The following is a 15,642-nucleotide window of genomic DNA, read 5'->3' as shown; positions in this document are numbered from 1 at the left end:
CCGGGCGGGCTGTTTTTCAGCCCGTCCGGCGCTTGAGGACCTCGCGGCGAAGCCGCGATGCCCCCGCGCGGAGCGCGCGATGGGGGCACCCCCTCTGGGGGAGGTGAAAGGGCGGGCCAGGGGCATCCTCACCCTCACCTTCCCCATCCACCCACCTCACGGAGACCACGGACATGACCAACAGCAACACCATCCGCTGGACCCAGGACGACACCGGCGTCGTCACCCTCACCCTCGACGACCCCAACCAGTCCGCCAACACCATGAACCGGGACTTCCAGACGTCCCTGGCCACGGTGGCCGACCGCCTTGCCGCCGGGAAGGAAGCCATCCGCGGCGTCGTCATCACCTCCGCCAAGAAGACCTTCTTCGCCGGCGGCGACCTCCGCGAGCTGATCGCGATCCGCCCGGAGGACGCGGAGACCGCGTTCGCCGCGATCGAGGCCGTCAAGCGCGACCTCCGCCGCATCGAGACCCTCGGTGTCCCCGTCGTCGCCGCGATCAACGGCTCCGCCCTCGGCGGCGGTTACGAGATCGCCCTCGCCTGCCACCACCGCGTCGCCCTCGACGCGAAGGGCTCGAAGATCGGCCTGCCCGAGGTCACCCTCGGCCTGCTCCCGGGCGGGGGCGGCGTCACCCGCACCGTGCGCCTCCTCGGCGTCACCGACGCGCTGCTGAAGGTCCTCGTCCAGGGCACGCAGTACCCCCCGCGGGCCGCGCTGGACGCGGGGCTGGTGCACGAGGTCGTCGACACCCCGGAGGAACTCCTCGAAAAGGCGCGGTCGTTCATCGACGCGCATCCCGAGTCCCGGCAGCCCTGGGACGCCGAGGGGTACCGGATCCCGGGCGGCGCCCCGTCCCACCCCAAGCTCGCCGCCAACCTCCCCGCGTTCCCCGCCACGTTGCGCAAGCAGACGGCGGGCGCCCCCTACCCGGCGCCGCGCGCCGTGCTCGCCGCCGCGGTCGAGGGCGCGCTGCTCGACTTCGAGACGGCCTCGACCGTCGAGTCGCGGTACTTCGTCGGGCTGGCCACCGGGCAGACCGCCAAGAACATGATCCAGGGGTTCTTCTTCGACCTCCAGGCCGTCAACGCGGGCCGCAGCCGCCCCTCCGGCCCCGAGCCGCGCACCGTCCGCAAGGTGGCGGTCCTCGGCGCGGGCATGATGGGCGCCGGCATCGCCTATGCCTGCGCCAGGGCCGGCATCGAGGTCGTCCTCAAGGACGTCTCGGCCGACAACGCCCGCAAGGGCAAGGCGTATGCGGAAGGGCTCCTCGCCAAGGCGCTGGCCAAGGGCCGGACGACGGAGCGCAAGCGCGACGAGCTGCTCGCCCGCATCACGCCCACCGCGGACGTCGCCGACCTGGCCGGCTGCGACGCCGTCATCGAGGCCGTCTTCGAGGACCCGGCGCTCAAGCACCAGGTGTTCCAGGAGGTGCAGCACGTCGTCGCGCCGGACGCGCTGCTGTGCTCCAACACCTCCACCCTCCCCATCACCCTCCTCGCCGAGGGCGTCGAGCGGCCCGACGGATTCGTCGGCCTGCACTTCTTCTCGCCCGTCGACAAGATGCCGCTGGTGGAGATCATCAAGGGGGAGCGGACCGGCGACGAGGCCCTGGCCCGCGCCTTCGACCTGGTGCGGCAGATCCGCAAGACGCCCATCGTCGTCAACGACTCGCGCGGCTTCTTCACGTCGCGCGTCATCGGCCGCTTCATCACCGAGGGCGTCGCGATGGTCGGCGAGGGCGTCCCCGCCGCGTCCGTGGAGCAGGCCGCCGCGCAGGCCGGTTATCCCGCCAAGGTGCTGTCCCTCATGGACGAGCTCACCCTGACGCTGCCCCGGAGGATCCGCGAGGAGACCCGGCGCGCCACCGAGGCGGCCGGCGGCACCTGGACCCCGCACCCGGCGGACGCGGTGATCGACCGGATGGTCGAGGAGTTCGGCCGGCCGGGCCGCAGCGGCGGCGCCGGCTTCTACGACTACGTGGACGGCCGGCGGGCCGGACTCTGGGCAGGGCTGGCCGAGCACTTCGGGAAGGATCTCGCCCCCGGGGAGATCCCCTTCGAGGACCTGAAGGAGCGCATGCTCTTCGTCGAGGCCCTGGACACGGTGCGCTGCCTGGAGGAGGGCGTCCTCACCTCCGTCGCGGACGCCAACGTCGGCTCGCTGCTGGGGATCGGCTTCCCCGGCTGGACCGGCGGCGCCCTCCAGTACATCAACGGCTACGAGGGCGGCCCGGCGGGCTTCGTCGCCCGCGCCGAGGAGTTGCGGGCGGCGTACGGGGAGCGGTTCGCGCCGTCCCCGCTGCTGCGGGAGAAGGCGGAGAAGGGGGAGCTCTTCCGGGACTGAGCGGGCTCATGGAGGTCCGGTGCGATACCGCGCCCCGTAAGGGGCGCGGGGAACTGCGCGACCGGCCATGGACGGCCCGCGGCCGACCGACCGCACAGCCGTCGTCGCGGACGCGGTGCGGTCAGCGGACCAGGTCACCCGGGTCCGTGTTCGCCCCGCACAGCACGACGGCGACGCGCTCGCCCGGGGCGGCGTCATAGCCGGCGAGCCCGGCCAGCGCCGTCGCACCCGCGTGCTCGACGGCGATCCGGTGCTCGTCCCACAACTGCCGCCGGGCGCGGACGATTTCCCGGTCCGGCACCAGGACATGGCGCACGTCGCCCTCCCCGGCCGCGGCCAGGGCCAGGGCGGAGGCCTGCCGCGCGCCGAGGGCGTCGGCCGCGACCGAGTCCACCGGGACGGGGACCGGGCGGCCCGCCTCCACGGCCGCGTGCAGCGCGCGGGAGCCCTCCGGCTCCACTGCCACGGTCCGGACGCCGTGTTCCTGCGCGGCCGTGGCCACCCCCGCGAACAGACCGCCGCCGCCCACCGCGACGACCACCGTGTCCAGCCCGGGGAAGCGGTCGCGTATCTCGTCCAGCAGCGTCCCGGCCCCGGCGGCGATCAGCGGGTGGTCGTAGGCGTGGGAGGACAGCGCGCCGGAGGCCGCGGCGAACTCCGCGCAGGCCGCCTGGGCCTCGGCGTACTCCGAGCCGATCAGTCGCACGTCCGCGCCCAGGGCGCGCAGCCCCGCGACCTTCACCGCCGGGGCGGTGGTCGGCACGAACACGGTGGCGGGCACGCCCTCCTGCCGGGCCGCCCAGGCGCACGCGAGACCCGCGTTGCCGCCGGAGGCGATGGTCACCCCGGCGCCGGGCAGGGCGCCCGCCTCGCGGTGGGCCCGGAGGAAGTTCTGCGCGCCGCGGGCCTTGAAGGAGCCCGTGTGCTGGAGGAACTCCAGCGCCAGCCGGACGTCCGGCCGGTCGTGGGGAACGAGGACGACCGGGCGGACGTGCCCGGCGATGCGACGGGCGGCGTCCGTGACGTCGGCGTAGGTGAGCTGGTCCACTGCGGCGCTCCTGAGGGTGATACGGCGGTCGATACAGCGTATCGCGCAACCCGATACACCGTACCGTACGCTGGCATCCATGCCCCGACCTCCGGCTTCCCCCCACCCCGCGACGCCCCGGCGGATCGCCGAGGCCGCCCTCGGGATCGTGGACGAACAGGGCCCCGGCGCCCTCAGCTTCCGCACGCTCGCCGCCCGCCTCGGCGTCGCGCACGCCACCCTGCAGCGCCGCTGCACCGACCTGGCCGGGCTGCTCGACCTGGTCACCGACCACCTCGCCGGGCTCCTCCCGGAGATCCCGCCCGGCACCGGCTGGGCGCGGGCCACCGAGGCCCGGTTCACGGCGCTCTACGAGGTGCTGACCGCGCACCCCGGGCTGGTGGCCCTGCGCGGTGCCCGCCCCTGGCTCGGCCCCGAGCTGCTCAAGCGGCTGGTGGAACCGCAGTTGGCGGACAGCCTCGCCGCCGGGATGAGCCCGGAGGAGGCCATCGTGGCCTACCGGCGGATGTATCTGCTCACCCTGGGCAGCGCCAGCTTCGTCGACCACCGCGCCCCCGACGCCGCCCGCGCGGTGACCCGGACCGCGCTGGCCGCCCTCGACCCGGACGAATTCCCCGTACTGACCGGCCACTTCGGCGCGATCCTGCCCGCCGTGACGGACCACGAGGTCTACTACGGCGCGCTCCGCCAGCTCATCCGCGCCGCGGCTGCGGATCTTGCGGAGCCGGAGGGCGGTGCCGTCAGCCCCGCTCGACCTTGATCTCACCGCTGGTGGTGGTGAGATCGAGCCGGTACTTCCCGGCCGGGTCCTGGGAGACGCCGATGTCCTTGCCGCCGCTGGTCGTCTCGGCCGACACCCGGTAGCGCGCGTCCGGCATGGTCAGGACGAGACGTCCGCTGGAGGACTTCGCGGTCACGTCCTGCGGGACGGCGGCGGTGAGGGCGATCTCCCCGCTGGACGTGGTCGCCCGGATCGCGCCGCCCTTGAGGCCGCGTCCGGTGATCCGGCCGCTGCTCGACCCGACGGTGACGTCCCCGCCGACGCCGTCGAGGTCGATGGCGCCGGAACTCGTCGTCACCTTCACCGCCCCGACGTCCGACAGCCGGATCTCGCCGCTGCTGTTCTCCCCGGTCACCGGCGTCCCGGCCGGCACGTCGACCGTGTAGCTCACGGAGCACTCGTCCCCGCAGTCCGCCAGCACGAGGGTGCCGTTCTCGATCCGGTGCGTGGCGCCCTCCGGCTTGTGGCCGTCGCGGTACTCGACCTCGCGGTGGACGGTGACCTTGCCGAGGCCCGCCCTGCCGTGGACCCGGACGCCGCCGGAGTTGTTGTCCACCCGCACCGACGTGACCTTCTCGCCGAGTGTCGCGTCGTCCTCGAAGGTCTTGCCGGGCGTCAGCCCGTCGCAGGCGCTCAGCCCCGCGACGGCCGTGCCGGTGACGACCAGGGCCGAGAGAAGACGGACGGTGCGGCGCATGGATGTTCCCCCGATGAGCTGTGGTGCGTGACGGTCGGGCCCCTCGGGCCGACGACAGGAACGCTACGGGGCGGGCGGCGGCCGCGACATGGGGAAAACCCCCGATTCCGGGCTCCGGAATCCGGAACGCGGAAACGGCCTGTGCCGGTCTGTGCGCACCGCGGCCGCGGTGGTGGCATGGAGGCCGTAGGCGACGAACGGGAGGGATCCATGTTCGGTGGTATGACCATGGCCATGGCGCTCGCGGCCGCCCTGTTGTCCCCCGGGGCGGCCACGGAGGAGAGACCTCCGCCGGGCAGTGTGCGGATCGAGCCGGCCGTCGTCAGCGGGTCGGGCTGCGCCGTTTGGCCGACGACATCGGTGGCGGTGGCGCCGGACAACTCCGGTTTCACGATGTCCTTCGGGAGCTCCCCCGTACAGGTGGGCGTCGGCTCCAAGCCGGGCGACGCCCGCAAGAACTGCCAGTTCGCCATGGACGTGCAGGTCCCGAAGGGGTTCACCTACGCGGTCACGGGCAAGGAGCACACCGGGTACGCACACCTGGCGAAAGGGGCCTCCGGGCAGCTGACGGTCGGCCACTACTTCGAGGGGGTGAGCGGCAGATCATCCCGTACGTACCGATTCACCGGGCCCTACGACGACGCCTGGCTGGCCTCCGACTTCGACGACATCGGCATCAACACCTACGCCCCCTGCGGCGAACGACGGTACCTCGTCCTCACCACCGAACTGCGGGTGGACGCCGGCACGTCCGACCCCGCGACCACCACCAGCGTTCTGGGGCTGAACGACATGGACCCGGGCGGCACCGCGACCGCCCGGTACCGCCTGGCCTGGCAGCGGTGTCCGGCCGTCCGGTAGTTCTTGGGGCGGGGCCGTGAGGAGGCCCCGCCCCGGCCCGCGCGCCGCTGCAACGGCGCGCATGGCCGATTTCCCCTGGGGTGTCGAGTGGCAACGGCCGGGGGGAGCCGCGTGAAAGGGGCACCGGGTAACGCCGCCGAGGGCATACTCGTCCGGTGCCGCTGCGCCCGTCCGGCGACACGGGTGCCGCCGCGCACGGCCTCCTCTCGTGAATCGCTGGACGGAGCGAGCCGTGCCACCAACTCTCCGCCTTCGCAGCCGTGTTCACAAGGGGCGTCATCTCGTCGAACCGGTCATCCGCGCCCCCGGAACGCCGTCCCGGGCCGACCGTGCGCCCGTGACCAGGGCCGACGCGCCGAGTCCGTACCACGGGAAGCGGGACGGGATGGGACGGCGGGGAACTATTGCCTTGCCGCCACGTGTTGCGTTCCCGAAGGTAAGGGTGAAGCCCTCTGTCCGCCGGCCCTGCAAGGCCGCGGACGGCACGGCGAGGGCTTCGGTGTCGAGTGGCAACGAGCCGAGGAGGAACCCTCTTTGAAGAACGCGCGCGTACGCGTGACGCACGGTGACAACCCGCTCCCGACCCCCCGCCGTCGTCATCGCCGTGACCGTGCTCGGCATCACCGCCGGACTGGTGGCCTACGGGATCCCCGTCGAGGACGTCGTCACCGCCGTCACCGCCGGCGGCGTGGCGGCCAGGGAACTGATCCGCGGGCTGGCGGCCCTCTTCTCCCGCCACCGGGCGTAAGGGAGGGCCGGGATGGGGCGCGTCGACGGCGCCCTGGCCCAGCCCGACCCCGTCGAGACGCTGGCGCAGTGGCTGCGGTCACTGCGCCGGCGGTCCGGGAGGAGCTGGAGCCAGATGGCGCGGACGGCACAGGAGATGGGGCTGACGGTGTCCCGGTCGACGCTGGACCGGGCGGCCAAGGGGGAGACCCTGCCCAAGTGGGCCACGGTGCGCGCGTTCACCCGTATCTGCGGGGGCGACGAGCGCGAGGCGAAGCGGCTGTGGACCAGGGCCGACCGGTACGCGGCCGCCGCACCGGGCCTGCCGGGCCTGCCGGGCCCGGTACGGCCGCAGTTCGTCAGCGAACCGTGGCAGCTGTTCCAGGCGATGACCCACCTGCGCCGGGAGCACGGCAACCCGACCCTGCGCGAACTGGAGGAACGGGCCTGTGTGGACGCCGGGACGAAGGTGAGCCTGCTGCCGCGCAGCACCCTCGGCCCGGCGCTGCGCGGGACGCGCTTTCCGCGCAAGGAGGTGCTGTTGAGCTTCGTGCGGCACTGCGGGAACGTGCCGGAGGGGCGGTTGCGGGACTGGGCGGATGCGTGGGAGCGGGCGGACGCGTTCCGCCGGGGCGGGCGCGCGTCCGGCCGGTCCTCGTGGCGGGGGTGCGGGACGAGGTGGCCCGGTTGCGGGATGAATTGGCGCGCACCCGGGAGCACTGGAGCGTGCCCGGAGCGCTTTGGAGGAGGCGGGGTGGCGGGGTGAGCGCCGCGGGGGTTTGCCCGGTCCCCGCCCTTTCACCGTTTCTTCCGGGGAGACCCCGGGCCCCATTCGCCCTGCGGGCGAAGTCCTCAAGCGCCGGACGGGCTGAATTCGCGCCCGGGCGCGGAAACCAGCCCGTCCGGCGCTTGAGGACGAACGCGGCGCAGCCGCGTTGCACCCGCGCGGAGCGCGCGAGAAACGGTGAAAGGGCGGGACCGGGGCATCACAACCGCGAAGCGCAACGCACCCTCACCCCCCATACGTCGCCCGCAACTCCTCCCTCAGCGACCGCTGGAACGCCGTCACCAGCGCCTGCACCACCAGCGGCGGCATGTGCGCCGACAGCGACTTCATGGACTCCACCTCCTCGGGGTCCGTCGCGCCCGCCGCGTACGGCCCCCACACCTCCTCGTGGAAGAGCCGAGTGAGCTCGCGCGCCGTCGAGCGGGCGTGGGACAGCAGGACGGCGCGGGCGGCCCGCAGGGTGTCCAGGGTCATCGGGACGTCCAGCAACTGGACACCGACGCCCAGCAGTCCGGGGTCCGCCTGGAAGCGGACCTCCCCGTCCGTGTCCTCCTCGCGCCGCAGCACGTCCATCGCGACGAGCTTGTCGATGTCCTCGTCGGTCAGCGGGCGGCCCGCGCGGCGCTCCAGTTCGGCGCGGGTGGTCTCGGCCGCCGTGTCGGGCACCCAGGAGGCCACGACCGCACGGTGGATGGCCAGGTCGTGGGCGCTGAGGTCGTCCGGGAGGCGGCGCAGATAGCGCTCGATGGCGGCCAGGGTGAGGCCCTGGTGCTGCAACTCCTCGATCAGGGCGAGGCGGGAGAGGTGCCCGGGGCCGTAGCGGCCCACCCGGCGGGGGCCGAGGCACGGCGGGGGGCAGGAGGCCGCGGGTGCTGTAGAAGCGGATGGTGCGCACGGTGACCCCGGCGCGGGCGGCCAGTTCTGTCGACTGGTGGGGACGCCGGTGCGAATTCTCCGGGCTCACCGGTGTCGTGGTCCTATGCCCATTGCCCATGCGCAATGACTCGCTTCACAGCTCGGGTGGCTCAACAGTATTGGTGTACCACCGGAGCTGTGAAGGACACGTCGTTGTCCGCGTCGTGACTGTTGATGGTGCGCGGCGAGCGGCCAGGCCTGGATCTGCTTCCGGGACTTTAGGGCTGCACTGCGCCGGGGCCTTGCGCCGTTTCAGGGACTTCGCCGGACTTGTCGCCGCCGGCCTTGGCCGATGCCCGCCTTCTCAGCCTCGCGGGCTTACGGCTTTCTACCGTGTGTGAACAGCAGGTGTCGAGAGCGGGTCTTTGAGCTTCTTGGCCCGAGATCGGCTACCGCTGGCGCTGATGATAGTCTGGACGGGATGGGGCTGTGTGCGCTTGGCTAGTCTTGGTTCTTCGTTCGGTCCATCCCTTCAGAGCTTCTCGAAGAAGGACCTTGTGTCGCAGAGGTGTTTTGCGGATAGCGCCTGGAGGGCTTATGGTCGGCGCGCTGGTAGACGGCGTCACTGTCGTAAACTGCTTGTTCCGCGCCGCGGTCCCGGGCCTGACGGTCCAGAAAGGGTGTTCCGCCGGGTTACAGCGCGTAGTGTAGTCGGCGAGTTCCTGGCGTCGGTGCCTCGCCCTTCCTTTCTCACTGACCAGAGCCACTTGGCGCGTTAGGAGGCGGAGTCGTTGACCCAGATGTCCCGCCAGTTCTTCACCGAGACGCTGCACAGAAACCCACTTGTGTGGGCCAGTTCTGTGCTATGACGTGGCGAGACGTTGCGCACCGTTCGCATGAACGGCGCGGTGGCGTGAACGGCAGGGTTGTATGGGGTCTGCAGCGTCGAATGAGCGTGGGGACGGTTGGGCACGTAGCCGCGGCCGCCGTGAAGGGGACGGCGCATGAGCGGTGCTCGCCCTGTCGAGGACTCTGAGGATTGGGTGCGCTCGGGACGCTGGCTCTTCTGGGGTGGGGCGGCTTGTCGCCAGGTACTGCTGTAGGTTCGTTGACGACGGCAGCCCGTGGAGGTCGCCGCTCCATGTCGGTGGTGTGATTCGTTAACTGCGCCGAACGGCACTTCACATCAGTCCACACGTTCGTCAGGCTTTTACGGCGCCTGAACAGGCCTGGGTAGGTCGAATACACGCCGCCGCATAGTTGTAGCGCGTCCACCCGAGCTTGGAGGTCTGCACACGACAGCAGCATGAGAGCGACGCCGTTGCTGTGATTGGACACTGGACGCCGTCGGGGACACGGCGCCGAGGCTAACAGTCACGCAAGGCGCTGTGCTATGTCGCGCCGGTGTTGGTGTAGATTGCTTCCGGGAACACCCAGGGCGGCAGAAATCGGCTCCTGCTCGACACGACTCACACTCGACTAGCGTCTCGGGGGGCGCAGGCCAGGCACGCGGTGAGATTTGTCCCCTTACCACTGTGACCAGTGCTGGGAAGCGGGGCGTCCGCTTGGAACATGGACAGACGACACAACCTCCGGTGACATCGTGGCTATGCTCCATTAGTACGCAGCGGGGCCGGGAGCCAGGAACCGATACGAGGGTGGCTATCTAGAGTCTTTCACAACGCACTCTGGGTGTGACCCCCCCCCCCACGGCGGTACATTCATGCCACAGGGGCCCCACAGACCTTTACCACGTTGACCTAAGAACGCTCGTTGAAGTTCAGCAGGATTATCCAGGTATGCAAGCGGCGAGCAGACGCTTCTGGGTGGATGGTGGCCGGTGAGGGCCTCACGCCGGTGCCCACTCACAGCCGGTCCGTCTTCGGCTGGTACTGAGCCGAAAGGTATCGTAAATGGGAGAAGTCGTAGCCCGCCCGGTGCCCAGGCGTCGACCGGGTTTACAGTAGGGACGTCGAGTGGCCGCGCGCGACCGGACGTCGCCGTCCGGACCGGACCCGCCCCGCGGGACCCGAGCTAGGCACAGCGCAAAGTCTCGCGCCCGGACGGCCGAGCAGGTCCCGGCGCTGGAAACGAGGAGTCTGGGACGCACGGGACACTCACAACTCGTCGCTAGGCGGGGTGGACGGCCGGTAGCGGCCGGCGGTGGAGACGAAGATCGATCACGCCCGGCCTATGCACTCATCGTGTCACTCAGGAAGTCCATGCCGAATCCGGAACACGTGACTGACATCACCGGCCGTCATCCGGAGGTGGAACACCCCATGGAGCGACTCAGATCATCCACGTCCCACGCTGAAGCGCCCTGGAGTGACCCGTCATGCACCCGTTTCAGGCGGTGATCGGACGCCAGGACCACCAGCGCGAGCTCACACACCTATCCAGTCCCTACGCATCACCCGGCCATTGGACGGCCAAATACACACGCTTGTCGCGCGTCCATGGTCGGACCGTGGATTGCCAAGTGGCCGCACCCCGCCCACCTCGGTGACCACACCCTGCGGCGGCGCACCCGTTCGCAGTTCCAACAACCTCGCTACAACAAGCCAGCTCCCGCACCCTGCCTCGCGCGCCCGCCCGCCGACAGCGGTTCCGTCAGACGTCGCGAGCGGGCCGGCGCAACGACGCGTGGCGGTCTGCACCCGCCTGAGACCGTGGCGCCCCCGCGCACAGGGTCGCCTGGCTCGACCTGTCCCTGGACGCATGGCCGGCGCCGGCGCCGTGCGGGCGCGTCTGTCTGGGCGCGGCGCTGGTGGCGACGCTCACCATCTCGCCTTCCGCGCCGCGACACGAGTTTCCGCCGGCAGGAGTACGCGGCCCCCCGGACCTCGCGTTCCTCCCAGCACGTCGCAGACCCGGGGCCGGGTCATAAATCGACGAGACATTGCTTGCGGGTTCGTGCTGCCCACGGCACAGCGACTGCGGGGTCGCCCTTGCTCGCCGCTCCTAGGAACTTAGGGAACCCAGGTGCTGGACATCGGCCGGAAAACTCGAATCTGGCCGCCGCGTCCCTCGCCGCATGGCTGTCGTCGGAAACTTGACGGAATCCGGTGCGACGGCGGGTTGCGGCCTGCGCCCCCGCAGCCCGCCAGCTGCGCCCGAACGCGGGGCAGGCCCGCCGACGTGGCGCCGACGGGCGCACACCGCTGGTGGCCGGAACGGGACCACGCTAGAAGCCATGCCCAAGGGGAACGCGGACTGGGCCGCACGCGGCCCATCAGGGCCACCTCGCCCGGCGCGAGGCGACACCGCTTCGTGCGCCAGCTTCGACGACCGCGGCACGGGCGACCCGGCCTTCACGCCTACGCACGTGACCTTCGCTTACCCTCACTCGGCCGAACCACGTGTCCCGCGGGTTCCACTGAACACCACGCGCGACCGCTGTTAGGCCCGGAGAACATCCTACGTCGCCCCCGCTCTGCCACGGAGTTGATCCGACGTACACTCGTCGTCCCGCACCGTGCCGAACAAACCCCACGGGCGGAACACCCCGCATTACGCGCTAGGACCACCCTCGCCTCGCCGCCGGCCCTGACCGCCTGCCTGGCCGTTCCTCTGCTCGCACCGGTCAGCGGCTGCACGCCGCACACCACGACAGGGGGCGGCGGCTGGGCGAGAGCAGGCATCCCGTCTACCTCCTTCACGACCGCGCCCGTCCGCGACGTCGGCTGTGGTGATGAATGGCGGGACCCCGGGCGCCCGCCCGCGCCGCGCTAGCCCGACCCGGGTACTCGCCCTGTGGGACATAGTCCGGGCCGCGACAACCCGCCGAACAGGGCCCGCCGGGTACCGGGATCAGGATCAGACCAGCCCTACTACTCGTGCTGCGGCCGGGGCAAACGAGAGCAGAAGAAGACCGCTACGACGGGAGCGGCGGCAACCCCGTCCAGTTACCCCTTCTTATTACGACAACTACCTCACAGGTCACCCACGCGGCTACGCACCGACGTCCTCCAGGTCGGACCGGGCCCGCCACACAATCGCATGCCTGACCGACCGGCTGCGTCGACGTCGGCAGGCAGCTCCGACGCGTCGGTCCAGCCCAACGCGCGGTCGTGTCGACGGGCCTAAAACGGACGGGCCGCGCGGCTACGGTTCGCGCACGGCGGCTACGGCCCGTGACAGCCGCCAGGGTGGGTCCACCCGGGGAGCGTCGGACCATTATTTAAATTTTCGTATCGGCAAGAGTTACGAGCACCGTCGCACCCGATACGCCGGCGTCGCCGCCACCGGCTGTCGTTCTTCGTCGGACGGGCTTAAGACCCATCGTCCCGAACTGGCGCACCATTCCTCCTGGTAAGACTACTACTAGCCACAAGGGGCGCCGCCCTCGTTCGGCAGCGGCCCACGGACGCGGCTCGCCTCCCGCCGTCGAGAGCGACACGGGGCGCACACCCCCGACTGGCTTCCGCCGTCGCGACCAGCGCAAAGCTCGTCGAGGGCGCGCCGCGCAACGGCGAGCTGGCACGCCGCTGGGTAGCTGAGCGTCGGGACTCTACGTCGCGACGCGGGCAAAGGTGAAGGCCAGCGCGATCTTCGCAGGGCCACGCGCATGCAGGACCTCAACGTCCGCACCAAAGCACCTCGCGCCAATGTGGGGGACCGCTGCATCGCCTGCGCACCGGCTGTTGGAGGCGCCAAGATCTCGGCCCGTAGCAGACCGGGCACTTTCGACCCCGTCGTCGACTGCCAGCCGCGAGGCTTCCGTGGGTGCCCACCCCTGCGACTACCCGCTCTTCGTTGGGTCGAACACAACTACCTGCTCGGCTACGACAACGGCATCGACGCAGCGCAGAGCCGATGGCCGACGTGGACGCAGCGCCCCACCGGCCCGACCCGGTAGGGTCCAACACGATACCGCGCACCCTCGGTGCGACCCGCGCCGGCCACCCTGGACGCACCACCCCTGCGCCGACGCGCCCGTCCGTGACCCCCGTTCGGCCGGGCCTTAGTCGGCGCACGCTGGCGGCCTCCGGCCCACGGGCGTGCAGCACGGGGCACGAACACACGGAAGTTCACCGACGACCTCGCGCGGGGTTCACGGAGCACGTGGCCGACTGAGGTCGAACGCAGCGTCCGACCGGGCGACGCCACGGAACTTAAGGCAGGGCTTCTGTCACCCGCTCCGCTCCCGCGACCTGACACGCCTGTCCGGATCTCGACGGTCTTTGCACGGCCTGTAGGGTGACCGCCGCCCACATCGTCACGTCCCCTATCTGTCCCGGCCTATCGTTAACCGTCGAACTGCGGCCCGGCCTCCGTCCGCGACTACGCGGGCGACGGCGGGGGCATCCGCACACCCTGCCGGACATGCACCTGCCTGGGCAACGGCAGGCCCGGCACCACGGCTGACACCCGGTTGCCTTATAGCCGCCAGCCGATCGGCCCGACACCAAGAGGGGACCTCCACCCGTCACTTCAGCCGGGGGCTGGCCGACCTGGGACACTACGCCTCCCGCGCTGGCACTGGGCCCGGTCCGTGACCCCCCGCGCCCGGGGGCCACCACCACACCTCGACATGGCCCGCCACCGTTCCACGTATCTCCCAGCGCCGCTGGCAACCGCCTCGGCCTGATCGTACGCGCCGCACGCGACGCGGTGGGCTGACAACGGCCGCCACCACACCCCGCCACGCTTGACGTGGATGTCTCCACGCGACCTCGCCGCGGTACTCTGCCGCTCGTCGGCGGCTACATGGGCCTTCGACCGCCACGCCATGTGGGGGCCCGCGGCCTGCCCCTTCCCTAGGGCCGCCACACCCGTCGCTCCTCCCGGTAGCACGCCCCGCGGGGGGTTCTGCGCCAGGTCTTTGTTCGGCGCCTGCGTCCCGTCCCTCACGAACACTTGTATCCCCCTTGAGCACGAGCCGGCCCACGGCCCTCCCGCGCACAGCCCCACGAAGACCGTGACGCCCCCGCGCCAGCATCGCTTGCCCGTAGTTCGCTGCACCCAGAAGGGCGCCGCCACGGCAGCCCGTTCCGGGTCCGCCCTCCAGGCCGGAACCCGTGCGTGCAGTGCGGGCGCGTAGCCCCACCCGGTGCCGGCCAGCACCCGGGACCACGTCAGGCCCGGGCTGCCACCCGGGGCGCAGCGGGGCGTATGAGCGCCTGGGGCCACGGACGGCCGACGGCGTGCCGGTCCCAGATCGTCTGCGGACGCGCCGTACCGCCGTAGGGACGAGGTCGTACGGTGGGCAGGACGTAGAGCGTGTCTCGGTTCGTCCGCGGTCGTCGCTCACGCCCCAGGGCCGTCGAACCACTCGGCCACGCCCGGCGTCTCTACCACGAACCATCCAGCTGCCCCCATGCACGCGGTGACCGTCGCCCGTCCGCCGCCGAGGTGATGGGCGCCAGGCCCGAGCAGTTGACGCGAGAGCGGGCTGCCGCCCGGACCGCGTACGCGCCACGGGCGAGGTGATCCCGGGGCGCAGCGGTGACCGTGCCGGCCCGCCCACGCGCCGAGGCCCGGCGCTGCAGATGGCCGAGTGTATGGCGCGGGCATAGTCGACGAGCGGCAGCCGGGCGCGGACCGGCGCGGATCTCCAGCCTCGTTCGGTGACCTCCTTCGGCGCGAGCCCGCGTACCCCGCAGGCCCGGCATCCTGCCGTGCCCCATCCGCCCAGGCTCGCCCTGGTCGAGGGTGCCCGCCCTTCCCGTCCGTCCTACCAGGGCGGACCCCAAGTCTTCCTCCGGGCGCCCCTGCCGCCAGCTCCGGCCAGTCACGGACGGCGTAGGGAGCCCGGTGAAGCGCCGACCAGCTGTGCTCGAGGCGGTCCCGTGGCCGGTTCGATCCAGGGTACGGCCACCACTAAGCCGCCCCAGCGCCACCGGCCGCGGCCGAGTGGCTCTGCGCCGGGTCCGCTTCTCGCGCCGTACACACCCTCGACCTCGCCGGCCCGCACGCCTCCAGCGAGGAGGACGGGCGAGTGGTCTAGGCCGATCACTCCAGATCCCAACCACGATCACATTCGGCGTGCCATTGGGGCGAACTGGTTTACCGGCTGCTCCCGCCCATGGGGGTGAGCCCAGGGCACACGAAAGCGGGCACAGTCGGGAGGCACATCACCTGGGGAATACCTCCGCACCATGTCAGCCGGACGTACGCCGACTCTTCGGAGCTGGCGACCGCGACCCGCCGCGCGGGCGTGTCCTGACCGGGCGGGTGTGCCGGACCGCGACGGCGACTTCGGTGGACTTCGCCGCGGTCTGACAGGCGTCCCGTTGCACTGTTTTTTTGTTGCCGCCTCGGTTGGACCCTGGCGGCCGTTCCCGCCCCGCGCCAGCTCCCGCACATGGGCGCGCCCGCGCCGTCCGCCCGCGCCGCCGGCCACGCCACGGTGGTCGTACTCACCCCCGCGCGCAGCCCGCGAGGGCGCGTTAGGGGCCGGGGGACGGAGCCCCCCGGGAGACGGGTGACGAGGGCGGGGTGGGAGAGGATAACCCCTTCGGGGCCGGCGGCGCCGCCCGCCCCCGGTACGCTGGACGCGCCATGTTAACGCCCACCCTCGTTCGCCACCAAGCG

General features: G+C 71.6%; 8 protein-coding genes and 1 pseudogene. 6 read left to right on the top strand and 3 right to left on the bottom strand.

The genetic code is table 11. The annotated features are described in order from the left end of the window. Nucleotides 1-173 precede the first annotated feature (173 nt). A complete protein-coding gene (locus ABD794_RS09790; protein ID WP_344962429.1) occupies nt 174-2,348 on the top strand; it encodes a 3-hydroxyacyl-CoA dehydrogenase NAD-binding domain-containing protein in 2,175 nt (724 codons plus the stop codon). Nucleotides 2,349-2,469: 121 nt separating this feature from the next. On the opposite strand, the gene ABD794_RS09785 is transcribed toward ABD794_RS09790, so the two are convergent. Then, entirely contained in the window at nt 2,470-3,396 is a 927-nt protein-coding gene (locus ABD794_RS09785) for a serine/threonine dehydratase (protein ID WP_344962427.1), read from the bottom strand. Between the two features lie 79 nt (nt 3,397-3,475). Between ABD794_RS09785 and ABD794_RS09780 the strand changes: the two genes are divergently transcribed. After that, nucleotides 3,476-4,156 (top strand): TetR/AcrR family transcriptional regulator, encoded by a 681-nt coding sequence (locus tag ABD794_RS09780; protein WP_344962425.1) that lies wholly within the window; start codon nt 3,476-3,478, stop codon nt 4,154-4,156. On the opposite strand, the gene ABD794_RS09775 is transcribed toward ABD794_RS09780, so the two are convergent. Then, nucleotides 4,137-4,874, bottom strand: coding sequence for a DUF4097 family beta strand repeat-containing protein (locus tag ABD794_RS09775; protein ID WP_344962423.1), 738 nt, complete (start codon nt 4,872-4,874; stop codon nt 4,137-4,139). The two genes, ABD794_RS09780 and ABD794_RS09775, sit on opposite strands and share 20 nt — an antisense overlap. A gap of 222 nt (nt 4,875-5,096) precedes the next feature. Here ABD794_RS09775 and ABD794_RS09770 point away from each other — a divergent pair, with 222 nt between their 5' ends. The 3 genes from ABD794_RS09770 (at nt 5,097) to ABD794_RS09760 (ending at nt 7,227) form a co-directional block, all read left to right on the top strand. After that, a complete protein-coding gene (locus ABD794_RS09770) occupies nt 5,097-5,735 on the top strand; it encodes a DUF4360 domain-containing protein (protein ID WP_344962421.1) in 639 nt (212 codons plus the stop codon). Nucleotides 5,736-6,300: 565 nt separating this feature from the next. Further along, the gene (locus tag ABD794_RS09765) at nt 6,301-6,483 is read left to right on the top strand and encodes a hypothetical protein (protein WP_344962419.1); all 183 of its coding nucleotides are present in this window, start codon (nt 6,301-6,303) and stop codon (nt 6,481-6,483) included. Between the two features lie 12 nt (nt 6,484-6,495). Beyond that, a complete protein-coding gene (locus tag ABD794_RS09760; RefSeq protein WP_344962417.1) occupies nt 6,496-7,227 on the top strand; it encodes a helix-turn-helix domain-containing protein in 732 nt (243 codons plus the stop codon). A gap of 246 nt (nt 7,228-7,473) precedes the next feature. Here ABD794_RS09760 and ABD794_RS09755 read toward each other — a convergent pair. After that, nucleotides 7,474-8,212: pseudogene (locus ABD794_RS09755) on the bottom strand (MerR family transcriptional regulator). Nucleotides 8,213-12,673: 4,461 nt separating this feature from the next. Between ABD794_RS09755 and ABD794_RS09750 the strand changes: the two are divergent. Then, nucleotides 12,674-12,964, top strand: coding sequence for a hypothetical protein (locus tag ABD794_RS09750; RefSeq protein ID WP_344962415.1), 291 nt, complete (start codon nt 12,674-12,676; stop codon nt 12,962-12,964). Nucleotides 12,965-15,642: the final 2,678 nt, after the last annotated feature.

This window comes from Streptomyces thioluteus (assembly GCF_039535865.1).
Note: the sequence above shows the minus strand (reverse complement) of the source record. Positions and strands in the feature narration are given on the sequence as shown.

Excerpts from the sequence above, each read along its gene's own strand:
- ABD794_RS09790 (WP_344962429.1), top strand. The coding sequence starts at position 174 with ATGACCAACAGCAACACCATCCGCTGGACCCAGGACGACACCGGCGTC.
- ABD794_RS09780 (WP_344962425.1), top strand. The coding sequence starts at position 3,476 with ATGCCCCGACCTCCGGCTTCCCCCCACCCCGCGACGCCCCGGCGGATC.
- ABD794_RS09775 (WP_344962423.1), bottom strand. The coding sequence starts at position 4,874 with ATGCGCCGCACCGTCCGTCTTCTCTCGGCCCTGGTCGTCACCGGCACG.
- ABD794_RS09770 (WP_344962421.1), top strand. The coding sequence starts at position 5,097 with ATGACCATGGCCATGGCGCTCGCGGCCGCCCTGTTGTCCCCCGGGGCG.
- ABD794_RS09760 (WP_344962417.1), top strand. The coding sequence starts at position 6,496 with ATGGGGCGCGTCGACGGCGCCCTGGCCCAGCCCGACCCCGTCGAGACG.
- ABD794_RS09750 (WP_344962415.1), top strand. The coding sequence starts at position 12,674 with ATGCAGGACCTCAACGTCCGCACCAAAGCACCTCGCGCCAATGTGGGG.